The sequence below is a fragment of the Streptomyces sp. NPDC025793 genome, assembly GCF_055558375.1.
In genome coordinates, this window is the sequence record NZ_JBVHMR010000015.1 from 141,214 (window position 1) to 158,258 (window position 17,045).

Annotated in this window: 16 protein-coding genes and 3 pseudogenes; 8 read left to right on the plus strand and 11 right to left on the minus strand. The window is 73.3% G+C overall.

Translation table 11 applies throughout. The annotated features are described in order from the left end of the window. Nucleotides 1–38: 38 nt before the first annotated feature. Nucleotides 39–686, plus strand: a complete 648-nt coding sequence (locus tag ACZ4MF_RS27005) for a TetR/AcrR family transcriptional regulator (protein ID WP_467494493.1) — start codon at nucleotides 39–41, stop codon at nucleotides 684–686. 41 nt (nucleotides 687–727) lie between these two features. Then, entirely contained in the window at nucleotides 728–1,438 is a 711-nt protein-coding gene (locus ACZ4MF_RS27010; protein WP_467494494.1) for an ArsR/SmtB family transcription factor, read from the plus strand. Nucleotides 1,439–1,474: 36 nt separating this feature from the next. On the opposite strand, the gene ACZ4MF_RS27015 is transcribed toward ACZ4MF_RS27010, so the two are convergent. The 8 genes and pseudogenes from ACZ4MF_RS27015 to ACZ4MF_RS27050 all read right to left on the minus strand — a co-directional run bounded on the left by ACZ4MF_RS27015 (nucleotide 1,475) and on the right by ACZ4MF_RS27050 (nucleotide 9,784). Next, on the minus strand, nucleotides 1,475–2,557 hold the full coding sequence (locus ACZ4MF_RS27015; RefSeq protein WP_467494495.1) for a Zn-dependent alcohol dehydrogenase: 1,083 nt from the start codon (nucleotides 2,555–2,557) through the stop codon (nucleotides 1,475–1,477). A gap of 15 nt (nucleotides 2,558–2,572) precedes the next feature. Beyond that, a complete protein-coding gene (locus ACZ4MF_RS27020; RefSeq protein WP_467494496.1) occupies nucleotides 2,573–3,961 on the minus strand; it encodes an aldehyde dehydrogenase family protein in 1,389 nt (462 codons plus the stop codon). A gap of 182 nt (nucleotides 3,962–4,143) precedes the next feature. After that, on the minus strand, nucleotides 4,144–4,848 hold the full coding sequence (locus ACZ4MF_RS27025; protein ID WP_467494497.1) for a class F sortase: 705 nt from the start codon (nucleotides 4,846–4,848) through the stop codon (nucleotides 4,144–4,146). Beyond that, nucleotides 4,835–5,521: a hypothetical protein gene (locus tag ACZ4MF_RS27030; RefSeq protein ID WP_467494498.1), complete on the minus strand. Its 687-nt coding sequence runs from the start codon at nucleotides 5,519–5,521 to the stop codon at nucleotides 4,835–4,837. The genes ACZ4MF_RS27025 and ACZ4MF_RS27030 overlap by 14 nt, the downstream gene beginning before the upstream one ends. A 101-nt stretch (nucleotides 5,522–5,622) precedes the next feature. After that, entirely contained in the window at nucleotides 5,623–6,864 is a 1,242-nt protein-coding gene (locus tag ACZ4MF_RS27035; RefSeq protein ID WP_467494499.1) for an MFS transporter, read from the minus strand. Between the two features lie 36 nt (nucleotides 6,865–6,900). Then, a pseudogene (locus ACZ4MF_RS27040) lies at nucleotides 6,901–8,340 on the minus strand (CitMHS family transporter). Nucleotides 8,341–8,486: 146 nt separating this feature from the next. Then, a complete protein-coding gene (locus ACZ4MF_RS27045; protein WP_467494500.1) occupies nucleotides 8,487–9,107 on the minus strand; it encodes a TetR/AcrR family transcriptional regulator in 621 nt (206 codons plus the stop codon). Between the two features lie 65 nt (nucleotides 9,108–9,172). Next, on the minus strand, nucleotides 9,173–9,784 hold the full coding sequence (locus tag ACZ4MF_RS27050) for a hypothetical protein (protein WP_467494501.1): 612 nt from the start codon (nucleotides 9,782–9,784) through the stop codon (nucleotides 9,173–9,175). 161 nt (nucleotides 9,785–9,945) lie between these two features. On the opposite strand from ACZ4MF_RS27050, the gene hmgA reads away from it, so the two are divergent. The 3 genes from hmgA to ACZ4MF_RS27065 are packed head-to-tail and all read left to right on the plus strand — an operon-like array spanning nucleotide 9,946 to nucleotide 13,232. Further along, nucleotides 9,946–11,256, plus strand: coding sequence for a homogentisate 1,2-dioxygenase (gene hmgA, locus ACZ4MF_RS27055; protein ID WP_467494502.1), 1,311 nt, complete (start codon nucleotides 9,946–9,948; stop codon nucleotides 11,254–11,256). Nucleotides 11,257–11,301: 45 nt separating this feature from the next. After that, complete coding sequence (locus ACZ4MF_RS27060; protein WP_356022511.1) at nucleotides 11,302–12,051, plus strand: GntR family transcriptional regulator; 750 nt, start codon at nucleotides 11,302–11,304, stop codon at nucleotides 12,049–12,051. Between the two features lie 26 nt (nucleotides 12,052–12,077). Next, nucleotides 12,078–13,232 (plus strand): type ISP restriction/modification enzyme, encoded by a 1,155-nt coding sequence (locus ACZ4MF_RS27065; protein ID WP_467494503.1) that lies wholly within the window; start codon nucleotides 12,078–12,080, stop codon nucleotides 13,230–13,232. A 248-nt stretch (nucleotides 13,233–13,480) separates the two neighbouring features. On the opposite strand, the pseudogene ACZ4MF_RS27070 reads toward ACZ4MF_RS27065, so the two are convergent. Both ACZ4MF_RS27070 and ACZ4MF_RS27075 read right to left on the minus strand, forming a co-directional pair. Then, nucleotides 13,481–13,612 (minus strand): annotated as a pseudogene (locus tag ACZ4MF_RS27070) (nucleotidyltransferase domain-containing protein); the annotation flags it as partial. Beyond that, nucleotides 13,609–14,364, minus strand: coding sequence for a TetR/AcrR family transcriptional regulator C-terminal domain-containing protein (locus tag ACZ4MF_RS27075; RefSeq protein WP_467494504.1), 756 nt, complete (start codon nucleotides 14,362–14,364; stop codon nucleotides 13,609–13,611). The pseudogene ACZ4MF_RS27070 and the gene ACZ4MF_RS27075, both read right to left, overlap by 4 nt. Before the next feature lie 63 nt (nucleotides 14,365–14,427). Here ACZ4MF_RS27075 and ACZ4MF_RS27080 point away from each other — a divergent pair, with 63 nt between their 5' ends. From ACZ4MF_RS27080 to ACZ4MF_RS27090, 3 genes and pseudogenes are all read left to right on the plus strand, one after another. Further along, the gene (locus ACZ4MF_RS27080) at nucleotides 14,428–15,396 is read left to right on the plus strand and encodes an ATP-binding cassette domain-containing protein (protein ID WP_467494505.1); all 969 of its coding nucleotides are present in this window, start codon (nucleotides 14,428–14,430) and stop codon (nucleotides 15,394–15,396) included. Next, entirely contained in the window at nucleotides 15,393–16,172 is a 780-nt protein-coding gene (locus ACZ4MF_RS27085) for an ABC transporter permease (RefSeq protein WP_467494506.1), read from the plus strand. Before ACZ4MF_RS27080 ends, ACZ4MF_RS27085 begins: the two co-directional genes overlap by 4 nt. A 46-nt stretch (nucleotides 16,173–16,218) precedes the next feature. Next, nucleotides 16,219–16,577, plus strand: a pseudogene (locus ACZ4MF_RS27090) (hypothetical protein); the annotation flags it as partial. 73 nt (nucleotides 16,578–16,650) lie between these two features. Here ACZ4MF_RS27090 and ACZ4MF_RS27095 read toward each other — a convergent pair. Further along, the gene (locus ACZ4MF_RS27095; RefSeq protein ID WP_356022526.1) at nucleotides 16,651–16,932 is read right to left on the minus strand and encodes a hypothetical protein; all 282 of its coding nucleotides are present in this window, start codon (nucleotides 16,930–16,932) and stop codon (nucleotides 16,651–16,653) included. Nucleotides 16,933–17,045 lie beyond the last annotated feature (113 nt).

The following is a 17,045-nucleotide window of genomic DNA, read 5'->3' on the forward strand; positions in this document are numbered from 1 at the left end:
ACTGCTAGTTTCTGGCTCGCAGCCCTACTATGTGCGCCATGGCCCGACCGCGCAAGCCCCTCCTCAGCACCGAACGGATCGTCGAGACGGCCCGGGAACTCGTGGACCGCGAGGGACTGGCGGCCGTCTCCACCCGCCGGCTCGCCGCCGAGCTGGGCGTGAGCGGGCCTTCGCTGTACAACCACTTCCGCACCAAGGACCAGATCCTGGAGGCGGTCGCGGACTCGGTGAGCGCCCTGGTGGACCTGGCCATGTTCGAGGACGGCCGCGACTGGCGCACCGCGCTGCACGACTGGGCCGTCTCCTACCGGGCCGCCCTGCGCGACCACCCCAACATCGTCCCGGTGCTGGCCCGCGGCCCGGGCCGCCGTCCGGCCGCGCTCCGCCTGGCCGACGCGGTCTACGGCGCGATGGTCGACGCGGGCTGGCCGCCGGCCCAGGCGACCTCCATCGGCGCGCTGATGCGGTACTTCATCATGGGCTCCGCGCTCGGTTCGTTCGCCGGGGGCTTCGTGGACGACGCGAGCGCGTACGACCCGGCCGACTACCCCCACCTCGGCCAGGCCCACCTCCTCGCCGAGCAGCAGGAGAAGATCGACGAGCGGGCCTTCGAGACGGGGCTGACGGCGCTGCTGGACGGGCTGGAGCGGCAGTACGAGCAGGCCAAACAGGGAGGGCAGCAATAGTTCGGCGGGCGCCGAAATGTCGGTGCCGCATGCTGGGAGGCATGACCGTCAAGGATCCGCGGGCCGCCGCACTGGCCGCGCTCGCCGCGTTGCTCGCCGACGAGACCCGGGCCACGTGTCTGCTGGCGCTGCTCGACGGGCGGGCCTGGACGGCGGGTGAGCTGGCCCGGCACGCCCGGGTCGCCGCGTCCACGCTCAGCGAGCACCTGGACAGACTGGTGGCCGGCGGCCTGCTCGCGCAGGAGAGGCAGGGGCGGCACCGGTATGTGCGGCTGGCCGACGCGCGGGTCGCGGGGCTCGTGGAGGATCTCGCCGCGCAGGTGCCTGCGGCGGCGCGCCGGGCCCCTCGTACCCTGCGGGAGTCGGGTGCCGGGTCCGCGATGGCGCGGGGGCGCACGTGTTACGACCATCTCGCGGGGCGGCTCGGGATCGCGCTCACCGACGCGCTGACCGTCCGGGGGCTGCTGCGGCAGGACACCGGGTTCGCGCTGACGGACGCGGGGGTGCAGTGGTTCCGGGAGATGGGTATGGGGCTGGAGGTCTCGGGCCGGCGTCCGCTGGCCCGTGCCTGCCTGGACTGGACCGAGCGGCGGCCCCATCTCGCGGGGGCGGCCGGGGCCGCGCTGTGCCGGCACGCGCTGGAGGCGGGGTGGTGTGCGCGGATCGGGTCGGAGCGGGCGGTGAAGGTGACCGCGTCGGGGGAGCGGGAGTTGTCGGAGCTGCTCGGCATTCCTGCGGAAGCGTTGCGCTGAATTCCGGCTCCCCCGGGCGTCTTCGGGGCGCGAGCCTCAGAACACCACCAGCGCCCGGCCGCCCTTGCCCGCGAGCATGTTCTCGAAGGCCGCCGGGATGCCCTCCAGGACGATGCGTTCGGTGACCAGGGCGGACAGGTCCAGGCGGCCCGCGCGTACGTGCGCGGCGAGGACCGGCAGGTCGCGGGCCGGATCGGTGTTGCCGTAGACGCAGCCGGACAAGGTGCGGCCCCAGTGGAAGATCTCCAGGGCGTTGAAGGTGACCTGCTCCTCCTTGCCGCCGATGCCGACCACCGTCGTACGGCCGCCCCGGCGGGTCGAGTCCCAGGCGGCGCGGATGCTGACCGCGCGGCCCGCGCACTCCACGGCCACGTCCACGCCCTGTTTGCCGGTGAGGGCGCGGATCTCGCGGGCGGTGGTGTCGGAGGCGAGGACGAAGTCCGTCGCGCCGGCCGCGCGGGCCAGTTCCTCCTTCGCCGGGGAGACGTCCACGGCGATGATGCGGGACGCGCCCGCGATGCGCGCCGACTGGAGGGTGGCGAGGCCCACGCCGCCCACACCGAAGACCGCGACCGTCTCGCCGGGGCGGACCTTCGCCGAGTGGTGCACGGCGCCGTACCCGGTCAGGACGGCGCAGCCGAGGAGGGCGGCGTCCACGAGGGGCACGCCCTCGGGCAGGGGGAGCACGCAGGACGCGGCGACGACCGTCTCCTCGGCGAACGCGGCCACGTTGAGGCCGGGGTGGAGGTCGGTGCCGTCGGCGCTGCGGGCGTAGACGTCGGCGGCGCCGTTCAGCGCGTTGGCGCACAGCCAGACCTCGCCGAGCGAGCAGGTGTGGCAACTGCCGCAGGAGGGCGCCCAGTTGAGGACCACGGGGGCACCCGGGGACACGTGTGTGACGCCCTCGCCCACCGACACGACCGTGCCCGCGCCCTCGTGGCCGAGGACGGCCGGGACCGGCACCCGCATGGTGCCGTTGGACAGGGACAGGTCGGAGTGGCAGACGCCCGCGGCCGCGAGGCGGACGCGGACCTGTCCGGGTCCGGGGTCGGGCAGCTCGACGTCGGTGATCTCCAACTGCGCGCCGACGGCGGGCAGGACGGCGGCTCGTACGGCCATGGGTCGCGTACTTCCTTAGAACTGGAGGGACTTGGTCTGGAGGTACTCGGCGAGTCCGTGCGTGCCGAGTTCCCGGCCGACCCCGGACTGCTTGTACCCGCCGAAGGGGGCGAGGGGGTTGAACCGGCCGCCGTTGATGTCGACCTGGCCGGTGTCCATGCGGCGGGCGAAGGCGACCGCCTCGGCCTCATCGGCGGCCCACACGGCGCCCGCGAGGCCGTACACCGTGCCGTTGGCGATGCGCAGGGCGTCGTCCTCGTCGTCGTACGGCAGGATCGCGAGGACCGGTCCGAAGATCTCCTCCTGGGCGACGGTCATCTCCGGCGTCACGTCGGCGAAGACCGTCGGGCTGACGAAGTAGCCCTTCTCGTGCGGCGATTCGGGGCCGCCGACGACGAGGCGGGCGCCCTCGGCGACGCCCTTCTCGATGTAACCGCGCACCCGCGCCTGCTGCTTGGCGCTGACCACCGGGCCGATGCGGTCGCCGTACTTGGCGGCGGCGGTGCGGGCCAGCTCGACGGCCTCGTCGTACCGGTCGCGGTGGACCAGCATGCGGGTCCAGGCGCTGCACGTCTGGCCGGAGTTGGACATCACGTTGGCGACGCCGACGTTCACCGCCCTGGCGAGGTCGGCGCTCGGCAGGATGACGTTGGCGGACTTGCCGCCGAGTTCGAGGGCGACCCTCTTCACGGCCGCTCCGGCGACGGCGCCGATCTGCCGGCCGACGGCCGTGGAGCCGGTGAAGGAGACCAGGTCCACGCCCGGATGCTCGGCGAGGGCCTGGCCGGCGACCGGGCCGAGGCCGGTGACCAGGTTGAACACACCGGCCGGAACACCCGCCTCGTGGACGGCCTCGGCGAACAGCTGGGCGGTGAGCGGGGTGTCCTCGGCGGGCTTGAGGACGACCGTGCAGCCGGCGGCCAGGGCCGGGGCGACCTTGGCGACGATCTGGTGCAGGGGGTAGTTCCAGGGGGTGATCGCGCCGACGACACCGACCGGCTCGGCGAGGACGGTGGAGTTGCCGACCTTTTCCTCGAAGGAGTGGGCGGCCGCCAGTTCGGCGTAGGAGCCGGCGACCGCGATCGGCACCGCCGCGTGCACGGCCTGGGAGAACGGGAGCGGGGAGCCCAGTTCGGCGGTGACCGTCTCGGCGATCTCATCCTTGCGGGCCACGAGGACGTCCCGGAGCGCCGCGAGGCGTGCGGCGCGCTCGGCGGGGGGCGTGGCGGCCCAGCCGGGCAGGGCGGCCCGGGCCGCCCGGACGGCCGTGTCGACGTCCGCTGCGCCACCGGCCGGGACGCGGCCGATGACCTGCTCGTCGGCCGGGTTCACGACGTCGATCGCGTCCGCGCTCACGGCGGGGCGCCAGGCGCCGTCGATGTACAGGCCGTCATGTGCCCTCATGATGCTGCTTCCTCCCGGCGGGTCGGCATCGTCCGGCACACAAACTAGCGGCGTTAGTTTTTCTGCGCCAGACACCACCGGCTCCACCGGACGCTCCCGGACATCATCGCCGGGCCGGGCGGCCTTCACTCGCCCACCCCCTGCCCTGCCGGGCCGGCCGCGGATCGGCGGGCCGCCGTGGTTCAGCGGGCTGCCGCCGACGTGCCCGGTTCGCGTACGGCGGTGAGGTGGGCGAAGACGACCACGTTGCTGGTGTAGCCCGTCCGCCGGCTGTAGTAGCCGCCGCAGGTCAGCACGCGGAGCTCCGGGCGCCAGGCCGGGGCGTAGACCTCCTTGTCCGGGAAGCCCGCCTTGTCGTACACCGTCATCCGGTCCACCGTGTAGACGGCGGTGCGACCGTCGGCGCGGCTCACCTCGATGAGCTTGCAGGGTTTGACCTGGGCGAGCCCGGCGAAGACGGCCGGGCCGGTCGACGTGTCCCGGTGGCCGACGGCGATCGCGGTGCCGGACTCGCCCGGTGTGGGGCCGCCCTCGTACCAGCCGACCAGTTTGGGCCTGTCCATGGGCGGGGTCTCCAACTGCCCTGCCCTGTCGAGCCGGAGGCCCGTGATCTGGCCGTCGATGCCCAGCGAGGGGATGCGGAAGGACACCGGCCGGGACCGCGACAGCGGGTCGGGCGGGCGTCCGGAAGGCGCCTCGCAGGATCGTGCCCCGGCCGCCCCCGCTCCATGGGCGGCCGTCATCCCGCCCTGGTCCCCCGGCCCGGCGTACCCGCCCGCGCACCGGCGCCCCGCCGCCACCAGGACGGTCACCAGGAAGGCCGTCCTGGTGAGGCGGTAGGCGCGGGTCCGGTGCCAGGGCCTGCGTCGGCGTCTACGCGGCGCCATGAGGCCGCCGGCGGCTGCGGCGGAGGTACATCACACCGCCGACCGCACTCAGACCCACGACACCCGCGGCGGCCACCGGCGAGTACGCCGCGGCCGTGTCGATGAGACCGCCCCCGCCCGCGTGCACACCGCCCCGCGGCGGATCGTTGTGGTCTCTCCCGTCCCAGCCCGGACCGTCCTGCTGATGGTGGTCCCGGTGGTCCTCGATCTGTCCGTTCGCACCGTGCCCCTCGTCGTGCCCCTCGTCGTGCCGGGCGTCGTGGCAGTTGACGCGGAAGAGCTTCTCCTTCACGGCACCCGCCGCGACCCAGGTGAGCTTGTACTGCCCGTCGGTCAGGCCGATCGCGTCGGTGTGTCCGGCGCCGCCGGCGAGCTGGATGACCCCGGTGACGGTGGCGGCACTGGGCAGCGGGGGCTGTGCCTGGATGATGTAGGGGATATTGGGCAGGATGTCGAAGTTGACGGCGTCGAGGTAGAACTTGCAGACCGTCGGCTCATCCTTCGTCACACCGTAGGGCACGCCCACGCTGTGCACCCTGATGTCGCCGTTCTCCCCTTGGGCAGCCGCGTGCGGCGCCGCCACCCACGACGCACCCACTGCGGCCAGGGCGGCGATGACGACAGTGGCGCCCGCACGGGGGCCGAGAACACGTGGTGAGGTCTGAGTGGGCATGCACGTTCCTCCGAGTCAGACGATTTTCATACAAATCCATCTTTCGTCTGGACTCTGCGCGATGGCCGCCTCATCCCACGGCACCGACCTCCGACGCGCCGTCAGAGATCGCTCGTGCGGCGCAATCCCGTACGCCCCGCCCGCTTCCCCGCCACCCGTCCGGCCCCCTTGCGCCCCGGTGAGCGCACCGCCACCCCCGCCGACAGCAGCAGCAACGCCCCGAGCATCACGAACGGCGCCGCCGCGCCCGTGACCCCGGCGACCAGACCGGCGGCGGCCGGGGCGGCGACCTGGCCGAGCCGGTTGCCGGTCAGGCGCAGGGCGAGCGCGGTGGAGCGGGCCTCGTCGGGCGCGGCCTGCACCACCGTGGTCATCGACAGCGGCTGGCCCACCCCCAGACAGAAGCCGAGCAGCGCCAGGAGCAGGCCGAGCGTCCACACCGGCAGCGGCAGGGCGACACCCGCGCACAGCACCGCCGCCAGGAAGCAGGTCACGGTGAGCAGCGCGGGCCGGCCCAGCAGCCGCAGCAGCGGGGTGAGGACCAGACGGCAGGCGATCGTCGCCCCGGCGCGCAGGCCCAGCAGTACGCCGACGACCGCCGGTGTGATGCCCCGGTGTTCGCCGACGACCGGGAGGTAGGCGGTGAGGATGTCCGTGGCGGACAGCACGGAGAGGCTGACGAGCATGCCCGCCGGGACGCCCCGGGCGCGCAGGATGCGGCCGACCGGGACCCGGTCGCCCCGCTCCGCACGGGACGTGGCGGCCGTACGGACCGTGCGGTCTTCGAGTCGCCACAGCGAGGTGAGGGCGACCGCCGCGCCCGCGCCCGCCGCCACGAGGGCGCGGGCACTGCTGCCGGCCATGTCCGGACCGCCGATCAGCAGGCCCGCGGCGATGGGGCCGAGGAACTGGCCCAGGGAGGCGCCGATGGTGAAGTGGCCGAAGTTGCGGTCCTGTTCGTGCGGCGCGGACCGGCGGGCGACGAGCGACTGGGCGCCGATGACGAAGCCGAGGTGGCCGAGGCCCATCACCCCGCTCCACAGGGCCATCGCCCACAGGGAGTTCGCCGCTCCGCTCAGCGCGCAGCCGCCGCAGATGAGGACCACGCCCGCCGGGAGCAGGGGGGCGCACCGGCCGTGGTCGGTGCGCCGACCGAGCGGTACGGCGGCGAAGAGGGGCAGCAGCGCGTACACACCGGCGATGACACCCACCGCCCGCTCGTCGGCGCCGAGCGCGAGGGCCCGGTAGGAGACGGCGGGCCGGGCCATCGACACCGCCCCCTGCGCGAAGCCGAAGGCGAGGACGAGGCGGAGCAGCCAGCCGCGGTTCCCACCGGGTGCCATGGATACGACCTCCGTCGAGTGATCGGCTCGCGGTTGTCAGACGATGCCGAAGACGATTCCTGCCCCGAGCACGGCCAGGGATGTCAGCGCGGCCCACGTGACGACGAACCGGGTGTGGTCGCCGAACTCCACCTTGGCCATGCCGACCAGGACGTAGGCGGCCGGGACGAGCGGGCTGGACATGTGCAGGGGCTGGCCGACGATCGAGGCGCGGGCGATCTCCAGCGTCGGGACGCCGTGCGCCCCGGCCCGCCTCGGCGAGCACCGGCAGGACGCCGAGGGAGAAGCCGTCGTTGGACATGAAGTACGTCGGCGCGATGCTCAGCACGCCGGTGACGAGGGCCATGTGCGGGCCCATGCCGTCGGGGACGTCGTCCACGAGCCACGTCGCCATGTGGTCGACCATGCCGGTGCCCTGGAGGACGCCGCTGAAGACGGCGGCGGCGAAGACCATGCCGGAGACGTTGAGGACGTTCTCGGCGTGGGCGGCGATGCGGGCCTCCTGGTCGGGCGTCTGCGGGAGGTTGACGCTCAGGGCGAGGGCCGCGCCGAGCAGGAACAGCACCGGGATCCGCGGCCACTCCATGATCACGGCGGTCAGCAGCGCGACCGTGAGCAGTGCGCCGCACCAGTACGGCCCGGGGCGCAGGGTGGTGCGGCGGGGGTCGAGCCCCTGGAAGCCCTCGTCCTCGACGGACTCGTCCCCTGGGCGGCCGGGGCCCGTGCCGGCACCGGGGCCCGAACCCCGCGGACGCCGGGGACTTGGCGGAGCCGGCGCCCACCAGGACGGTCTCCTGCTCCGTCACGAGCACCTCGTCCAGCGTGAGCACGCCGAGCCGGCGCCGTTCGCGGCGGCCGAGGACGCAGGAGAGGACCAGGACGAACAGCAGGCCCACGGCCAGGGCCGGGATCATCGGCACGAAGGCATCGCTCGCGTCGGCCTTCAGCGCGGTGGCGGCGGTGGGGGTCCCTGCGCGCGAGCGAAGCCGAGCGTGGGGGACGTCGGGCCGCCCCACGGCGGCGTGTTCATCACGCCGTTGGCCATGGCGGCCACTCCGGTCATCACGACCAGGGACATCTTCGGCCGCTTGTACAGCGGGGACATCGCCGAGACGGCGATCATGAAGGTGGTGGAGCCGTCGCCGTCCGGGGAGACGATCGCCGCGAGAGCGCCGTACCGACGACGACGCGCAGCGGATCGGCCTTGCAGAACCTGAGGATGCCGCGCACGACCGGGTCGAAGAGGCCGACATCGAACATCACACCGAAGCAGACGATCGCGAACATGAGCATCGCCGCGGTGGGCGCGAGGGCGGTGACGCCGTCGATGACGTAGTCGCCCAGGTGGGCGCCCTTGCCGACGAACACACGGAAGAGTGCGGGGATCAGCACGAGCGCCGCGATCGGCGACATCTTCTTCAGCCTGATCAGGACCAGGAAGGTCGCGATCACGGCGAAGCCGAGGATGGTCAGCATGAGTGGATACCCGGCGTTCGCCCTTGAACATCCCGCCTGGGAGTCGGCGGTGCGATGACGTCAGGTCCGGCCAAACGGCGTCAACAAGACGTTGACGCACGAGCAATAAGCGCAGAATTCCAGGTCACAGCCTTGCGGCCGGCGACTCAGTCCAGCACGCGGCCCAGGTACGCCCGCAGCAGCTCACGGGTCTCGGTGATGATCGCCTCGTCGCCCTGGGGGTCCGTGCGGAAGGCCAGCTGGACGAGGGCGTCCGCGCTCTCCACGGCGACCAGGAAGACGCGCCGCAGTTCGTCGTCCGGGGCGCGGCCGACATGGCCGGAGAGCAGCCGGACGAGCCGGTCGGCGACCCGGGTGTTGGGCTCGGACCGGCGGTCGCCGACCGGTATCTGATTGCCGAAGTCGACCAGCGAGAAGCCGGGCGCGGTGCGCTTCATGGCGAGGTACTCGTCGAGGACGGCGTCCATCGCGGCCCGCCAGTCTCCCCCACGTGGGGCCTGCTTCAGCCGATCGGTGACGCGCTCGGTGTAGCGCTCCAGGTTGCGTTGGGCGAGGGCGTCGGCCATCTGCCGCTTGTTGCCGAAGAAGCGGTAGACGGAGCCGATGGGCACACCGGCGCGCAGCGCGACCGCGCGGGTGCTCAGGTCGTCGTAGCCGACCTCGTCGAGGAGTTCGGCACAGGCGTCGAGGATCCTGGTCAGCCGTTCGGCACTGCGGCGCTGGACGGGCGCACGGCGGAGCGAAGTCGCGTGGGGCACGGGCTTCATGATGCCTCTCCGCCCCGGGTCCGGTGAACCTCGCCCTCCCGCACGGACAACGGTGGGTGATGCACTCATCGCACCGGGGAAGCGCCCATCGTCGGCGCGGACGCCCTTCCCGCGGACCGCGACGAGGCCGGCGCGGGAGTCGGCGACGAGGCCGGCGCGGGGCTCCGCGAGGGCTCCGGGTCCGAGACCGTGATGTCGGCGGTGCTCTGGACCGGCTTGCCGTGCACGGCCCACGCGGTGCCGTCGTCGGCGTACAGGCGCGCGGTGACGTGGTGGGTGCCGCGCGGGACGAGCCGGCCCGGCAGGTGGTAGTCGTACGAGCGCAGCCGGGCGGCCTCGTGGCCGTCGACGAAGAGATAGGCGAGCCCGCGTCCGGTCGCCGCCGCGCGTCCGGCGCCGGGCGCGGAGCAGTGGAAGCGGCGGAAGGTCAGGCGCACGTCCCAGCCGTCGCGCCTGTCCGGCGTGACCTCGACGCCGACCTCGGGCGCGTTCTTCGTGTCGACCTCGCGCAGATGGCGCCCCGTCCCGTCGGTGTCGCCCAGGACCTTGCCCACCGGCGCGGGCGACGGCGCGCCGCCCCGTGCGTGACCGCCCGTACAGCCCGCCGCGCCCAGCGGCAGCAGGACGCACGCCGCGAGTGCGGTGAGAGTCCTGCGGGTCCACGGCGTCCTGGGCATGGTCGCGAGGGTAGAACAGCTTTCCGGCCTTTCGAATCCGTCTGAAGTCTGGTTCCGGCCGGTCTCCGTGGTCCCCCGGAGGGAGTGGGCGAGATCCTCTTGCGCCCGCCCCCACTCATTCCTACGGTATTACATAGGAATCGGCACGCGAGGGAGCGATCATGAGCGGGGACGCGCGGAAGACGGCCGCGGGACTGTCGTACCTGACGGGGTTCGGCAACGAACACGCCTCCGAGGCGGTGCCGGGCGCCCTGCCCGAGGGCCGCAACTCGCCGCAGCGTGCGCCGCTCGGCCTGTACGCGGAGCAGCTGAGCGGCTCGGCGTTCACCGAGCCCCGGGCGCACAACCGCCGCTCCTGGCTGTACCGCATCCGCCCGTCGGCCGCGCATCCCGCGTTCACCCGCACCGACAACGGCGCGCTCCGCACGGCGCCCTTCACCGAGTCCGTGCCCGACCCCAACCGGCTGCGCTGGAACCCGCTGCCCGAGCCGCCCGTCGGCACGGACTTCCTCGCCGGCCTGTGGACGCTCGGCGGCAACGGCGACGCGGCGCAGCGCACCGGCATGGCCGTGCACCTGTACCACGCCAACTCCTCGATGGAGCGCGTCTTCTCGGACGCCGACGGCGAGTTGCTGATCGTCCCCGAGCGCGGCGGGCTGCTGCTGCACACGGAGTTCGGGCGCCTGCACGTGGAGCCCGCGCACGTGGCGCTGGTCCCGCGCGGGGTGCGCTTCCGGGTGGAGCTGCTGGACGAGTCCGCCCGCGGGTACGTCTGCGAGAACTACGGGGCGCCGTTCCGCCTCCCCGACCTGGGTCCGATCGGCGCCAACGGGCTCGCCAACGCACGGGACTTCCGGGCGCCGGTGGCCGCGTACGAGGAGGGGGCGGGCCCGGTGGAGGTGGTGAACAAGTTCTGCGGCAACCTCTGGGCGGCGACCTACGACCACTCCCCGCTCGACGTCGTCGCCTGGCACGGCAACCACGTGCCCTACGTCTACGACCTGCGCCGGTTCAATGTCATCGGCAGCATCTCCTACGACCACCCGGACCCGTCCGTCTTCACGGTCCTGACCTCCCCGTCGGACACCCCGGGCCTGGCCGGCGTGGACTTCGTGCTCTTCGCGCCGCGCTGGCTGGTGGGCGAGGACACGTTCCGGCCGCCGTACTTCCATCGGAACGTGATGAGCGAGTACATGGGCCTGATCGAGGGCGCGTACGACGCGAAGGCCGAGGGCTTCGTGCCCGGGGGCGGCTCGCTGCACAACATGATGTCGGCGCACGGCCCGGACCGGGAGACGTTCGACCGGGCGAGCGCGGCCGAGCTGACGCCGCAGAAGATCGACGACGGTCTGGCGTTCATGTTCGAGACCCGCTGGCCGGTGGCCCTCACCGCGCACGCGGCGGGCGCCGACCACCTCCAGCCGCGCTACGACGACGTGTGGCGGGGTCTGGAGCCCCACTTCCGCGCGTGACACGTGTGTTGCGCCTGATGTTCATCGACAGGTACGGATAGCCGTGTGACCTCCTTCGCCCCGGACTCGATCGTCCTGAACCGCAAGCTGCCGCTCTGGTACCAGGTGTCGCAGTCGCTGCGCGCCTCGATACTGGGCCGCTCGGCCGAGGCCCCGCTGCGGCTGCCCACCGAGGAGCAGCTGGCGGAGCACTACGGGGTGAGCGTGCTGACCATGCGGCAGGCGCTGAAGGAGCTGGAGGACGAGGGGCTGATCAGCCGGCACCGGCGGCGCGGCACGTTCATCGAGCCGGACGCCCACCGGGGCGCCCCGGTGCGGCTGCTCGGCTCGGTGGACGCGATCGTGGCCCAGCAGTCCGGCATGACGACCGAGCTGCTGGACCACGGCAGCGCACCCGTGCCGGCACCGCTCGCCGAGTACTTCCCGGACCTCGACGAGGTCGCGACGTACCACCGGCTGCGCAGCGACGAGAAGACCGGCGAGCCGACGAACCACGCCGTCAACCACATCCGCCCCGAACTGGCCGCGCACGTCGACCTGGAGGACCTGATCCGCTGGCCGATGACGAAGGTGCTGCGGGACATGGTCGGGGCGGACATCAGCCGCATCACGGACACGGTGGAGGCCCGGCTCGCCGACCCGGAGACCGCCCGTCTCCTCCAAGTACCGCTGCTCAGCCCGATCCTGCACTACACGGGAGTGACGTACGACACCGAGGGCCGGGTGCTGGACGTGGCGGTGATCCACTACCGGGGGGACCGGTTCTCGTTCACGGTGACCTTGGAGGCGACCTGAACCGGTCCGTGCAGGGAGCCCGTACCATGCCCTGCGTGACGTACGCCGACGCTCCGCTGCTGGCGGACCTCATGCCGTGGTCCGTCGCACCGCTGCGGCCGGGGCGCGCCTGGCCGGTGGCGCCCGATCCGGATTCCCTGACGGCCCGCTGGGACGCGCTGCTGACGGCCGAGGGCGAGGGCCGCCTGGCCCTGTTCGAGCCGAGCCGCGCCCGCACCCTCGACTCGGCGGTGGGCCAGCTGCCGGGGCAGTCGACCGGCACGGAGCGGCTGGCCCGCGCCGAGGGCCCCTGCGCGCGGCCGGTACGGGTGCTGGCCGCCCCCTTCGACGAACAGTGGCTGATCCCGGACCACCGGCTGCTCGACGCCGCCCGCCCGGAGTTGTGGCGGGTGGCGGACGCGCACCAGGTGTTCACGGCGGAGACGGCCGACCCCGGTCTCCCGCTGCTGGCCACGTCGCTCCTGCCCACCCTGCGCGGCACCCGGATCCGCCCCCTCTACCGCCGCCCGGGCGGCGCGGAACCCAATCTGGCGCCGGGCCTGCTGGGCCTTCTCGCGGACCGCCTCGGCAGCCGCCCCACGGCGGCGGACCTGCTGGCCTGGATCCTGGCGGCGGTCCGCCCGGACCTCACCGTCCCGCTCACCGGGGACGCCGAAGTATGGGACCGGGGTGTGGAGTTGGGCCGCCGCACCCGGTGGCTGATGCGCCGCGACGGCGACCGCCCCAAGCTGCCGGGCGGCCGCCGCCCCTACGTCCGCGCACCCCTGCCGCCCCGCCCCCTCACCGTGCACTACGACGCCGAGGAGGAGACCCTCCACCTGGACGACGGCCGCATCTCCCCCGTCCCGCCGCAGGCCTGGGACTTCGAGGTGGCGGGGGTCCGGGTGCTGGAGTCCTGGTTCACGGCCCGTACCGCCCCGGCCGCCGCCGGCACCCTGGCGGCGATCCGCCCGGCGGTCTGGCCGCAGGGCTGGACCTCGGAGCTGCTGGAACTCATCACGGTCCTGGCCCTGCTGGCCGAACTGTGCCAGGGACGCGCCGAGTTGGAGATCGCCTCGCCGATCACCACCGGCGATCTGCACGCGGCCGGCATCCTTCCGCCACCGGCCGCGTCCCGCCGCCCCGCCTCCGTCCTGGACCACCACGAGGAGGGCCCGGAGGGCCAGTTCGCTCTGCTCTGACGGTTCCGTCCGGCGAGGTCGTGGACGGATGGGCCAGGTGTCTGCTGAGGGATCTTGAACAGGTGAAGACCTTCCGGGTTCGGTGTCGACCACGACGTCCGCCCCGAACAGGAAAGGGCCTCGTGCCCCACCGTAATTCCCACCGTCGCATCCCGGTCGGCGAGGGTGAAACTGCTGCCCAGCGCGCCCCTGACGAAGTCGAGCTGGAGATCGGGGGCGGGCCGCTCGGCGAGGGGCGCGGCGTCCCGTGCCCGCGCGCGCCGGTCGATGTCCCCGTGCTCCCGGGTGACCTCCCCGAGGAAGAAGTCCACGGCCCAGCCGCCGCGCAGCCAGAGCGGGATGCCCTGAAGACGGGCCGCCGCGGGGGTCTGTGCGATCAGGGCGAGTTGCCCCCCGGAGCGTTCCCGGTTCGCCGGTCGCCGTTCCCCGGGGCGAAGCCGTCGAGCAGCCGCCCGAGCGCCCGCTCGAAGACCTCCTCCAGATCCACCGGCCCCGCGTCCCGCGCGAACACCTCCGCCATCCTCGGAAACGCGCCGGAGGCCAGCTGCCGCCCCAGATACGCGCCGCGCGCCCCGTTCTCCTCGGCCTCCGACCACGGCAGCGCACGCACCCGCTCGGCGGTGTCGAGTTCGTTGCGGACGTACGTCGTCACCACGCCGTTGACCATCGCGACGAGTTCCAGCTTCGTGCCGTAGGACGCGTCCAGCGGGTCCAGGCAGGCCAGGCAGTGCTCCAGATAGCGCAGGGCGTGGGGGCTGAAGCCGTAGACGGGGGACATCAGGCGCGCCATCCACGGATGCCGGCGCATCAGCGCGCGCGTCTCGCGCGCCACCCTCATCAGGTCGGCCCGCCAGTCGCCGCCCGGCTCCCACAGGACGTGCTCCGCGCTGGCCGTGTCCATCATCAGCTCGTACAGGTCCTCCTTGCGGGGGACGTAGTTGTACAGCGACATGGTGCCGCACCCGAGCTCGGCCGCGACGTGCCGCATCGACACCGCGTCGAGCCCCTGCGCGTCGGCGATCCGGACGGCGGCCGCCGCGATGTCGTCGCGGGTGTACGCCGGTTTCGGACCCCGCCCGGTGCGCTCGGGGCGCGCCCAGATCACCTCGGGGACGGTCCCTCGGACTGCCATCGGTCATCACCTCGGTCACCATGCTAGTTACGTACAGCGTACGCAGTGCGCTATGGTCGACGCATGACAACTACGTACGCTGTACTTAGTGAAGGCCTGGAGAAGCGCTTCGGCGCCGTCCACGCCCTGCGGGGACTGGACCTGGCCGTCGCCGAGGGCACCGTCTGCGGACTGCTCGGGCCGAACGGCGCCGGGAAGACGACCGCCGTACGGCTGCTGACGACGCTGCTGCGGCCGGACGGCGGATCCGCGCGGGTCGCCGGGTGCGACCTCGTGCGCGAACCCGCCGCCGTACGGAGCCGGATCTCGGTCACGGGGCAGTACGCCTCGGTCGACGGGGACCTCACCGGGCGGGCGAACCTGCGGCTGTTCGCCCGGCTGCACCGGGTGCGCGGACCGGCCGACCGGACCGGCGAACTGCTGGAGCGCTTCGGGCTCACCGAGGCCGCCGACCGCAAGGCCTCGACCTACTCGGGCGGCATGCGGCGCCGGCTGGACCTCGCGGCGAGCCTCATCCGCCGCCCCGACGTGCTCTTCCTCGACGAGCCGACCACCGGGCTCGACCCGGCCAGCCGCAACCACGTCCACCAGGCGGTGCGCGAGCTGCGGGCGGACGGCACGACGGTGCTGCTGACCACGCAGTACCTGGAGGAGGCGGACCAACTCGCCGACGGCATCGCCCTGGTGGACCGGGGCCGGGTCGCGCACACCGGCTCGCCCGCCGAACTCAAGGCGCTCATCGGGTCGTACGCCGAGGCCGTGGTCGCGGCCCCGGACGCGCTCCCGAAGGCCGCCGCCGTGCTCGACCAGCTCACCGGCGGCGAGCCCGTGTTCGACCGCGAGCGCGGCGCCGTCGGCGCGGTCACCACCGACCCGACGCTGACCCTGCCGCGCCTGGTGCGCGAACTCGACGCGGCGGGCGTGCCGTTGCTCGACGCGAGCCTGCGCCCGCCCACCCTCGACGACGTCTTCCTGCGGCTCACCGGAGGCTCCGGGGCCGCGTCCGCCGACAGCAAGGAGCCGGTGACATGAGCGCGTTGACCCACGACGGCCTGGCGATGACGGGCAGGCAGCTGCGCCGGGTCCTGGGCAACCCGGGCCTGACGGTCCTGACCCAGCTGATGCCGGTCAACATGCTGCTGTTCTTCGGCTACGTCTTCGGCAGTGCGCTGGCCATGCCCGGCCGGGAGTACCGCGCCTTCCTGGTGCCCGGACTGCTGGTCGCGACCGCCGCCGGCGGCCTGATGAACGGCATGTTCCAGGCCGCCGCCGACACCCACCGGGGCGTGATGGACCGGTTCCGGACGATGCCGGTGAGCCGGGCCGCCGTACCCCTCGGTCAGGCCGTGGCGGACCTCGTGGTCACGACGCTCGGCACGATTCCGCTGCTGCTGGTGGGGCTCGCGGTGGGCTGGCGGGTCGAGGGCGGCACGCTCGACGCCGTCGCCGCCGTCGGGCTGCTGCTGCTCTTCCGGTTCGCCTGCACCTGCGTCGGGATCCACCTCGGGCTGCTCACCCGCAGCGAGGACGCGGCCGGGCAGCTCGGGGCCTCCTCCTTCGTGCTGCCGCTGCTGTCCGACGCGTACATCCCCACGGACAACCTGCCGGGCTGGCTGCGCGCGGTCGCCGAGTGGAATCCGATCAGCGCCGTGACGACCGCCCTGCGAGACCTGTTCGGCAACGCGCCCGTCCCGCGCGGCGCCGCCTGGCCCGTGACGCACCCGGTCGCCGGGTCGCTCGCCTGGAGCCTCGCGCTCAGCGCCGTGTTCCTGCCCCTGGCGGTGCGCCGGTACAGCCGCGGCGGCTGAACCGCACTACTTCCGGGCTCGTGTCGGTGACCGGGACTCCGGAGCCGGGGCACCGCTGCACCACGCGATGCACGGGGGCGAGTCCCCCGCGCGTACCGGGCTCGCGCACGCCGTGATCGCGCCGTACGACGCCTGTCCGACGGCCGGCGGCGGGCACGTGCCGCTGTCCGTGCGGAACGACCGGGAGGGGCGGCGGCCGGCCGAGCGGGGAGCGGTGGCGTCAGGTGGGTTCGCCACTGGGGCCGCTGAAGGGGCGCTGCCTCCCTGCCCCAGCTGCCGGGTGGGGACGAGGCACGGATGGGTGATGTGCCCGCGCTCGGGCAGCACACCGGGGCGCTGCTGCGTGCCGTGGGGATGACGGACGACGAGATCGCAGCGATGCGCCGGGACGGTGTGACGGCCTGAGCGCGGGCGCCCCGGATGGGTTCCAGGGGGCCGCTCGCTCGGTCAGCGGCGGCTCACCGTCCGCTCGGCCCGTTCAGTGCCCGCGTCCGTGACCGCCGAAGAGCGAGCGGCGCAGCCGGCGCAGCGGCGCGAACAGGGAGACGCGGCTGACCCGCTTGCCCCGGTCACTGCGCTGGTGGGCGGTGTCACGCGCCGTCAGTTCGAGCATCAGCGAGGTCGCCTCGACCGTCTCCCGCTGCGGTATGGCGGGACCCGCCAGCACCGACAGATGGCGGTCGAGGCGCGAACTGGTCGCGCTGCTCCCGCAGGTGATCGCAGGGATCCTGGCCCTGCTGCGCACTGTTATCTGATCCATGTCACTCCCCACCCGTACGAGTCCACCCGGCCCGGGCAGGGTAACCCTATCGCCCCAGGGCGGCACGCGTGTATCTCGGCCACAGGATTCACCTTCCCCGCAAGGAGGTTGAC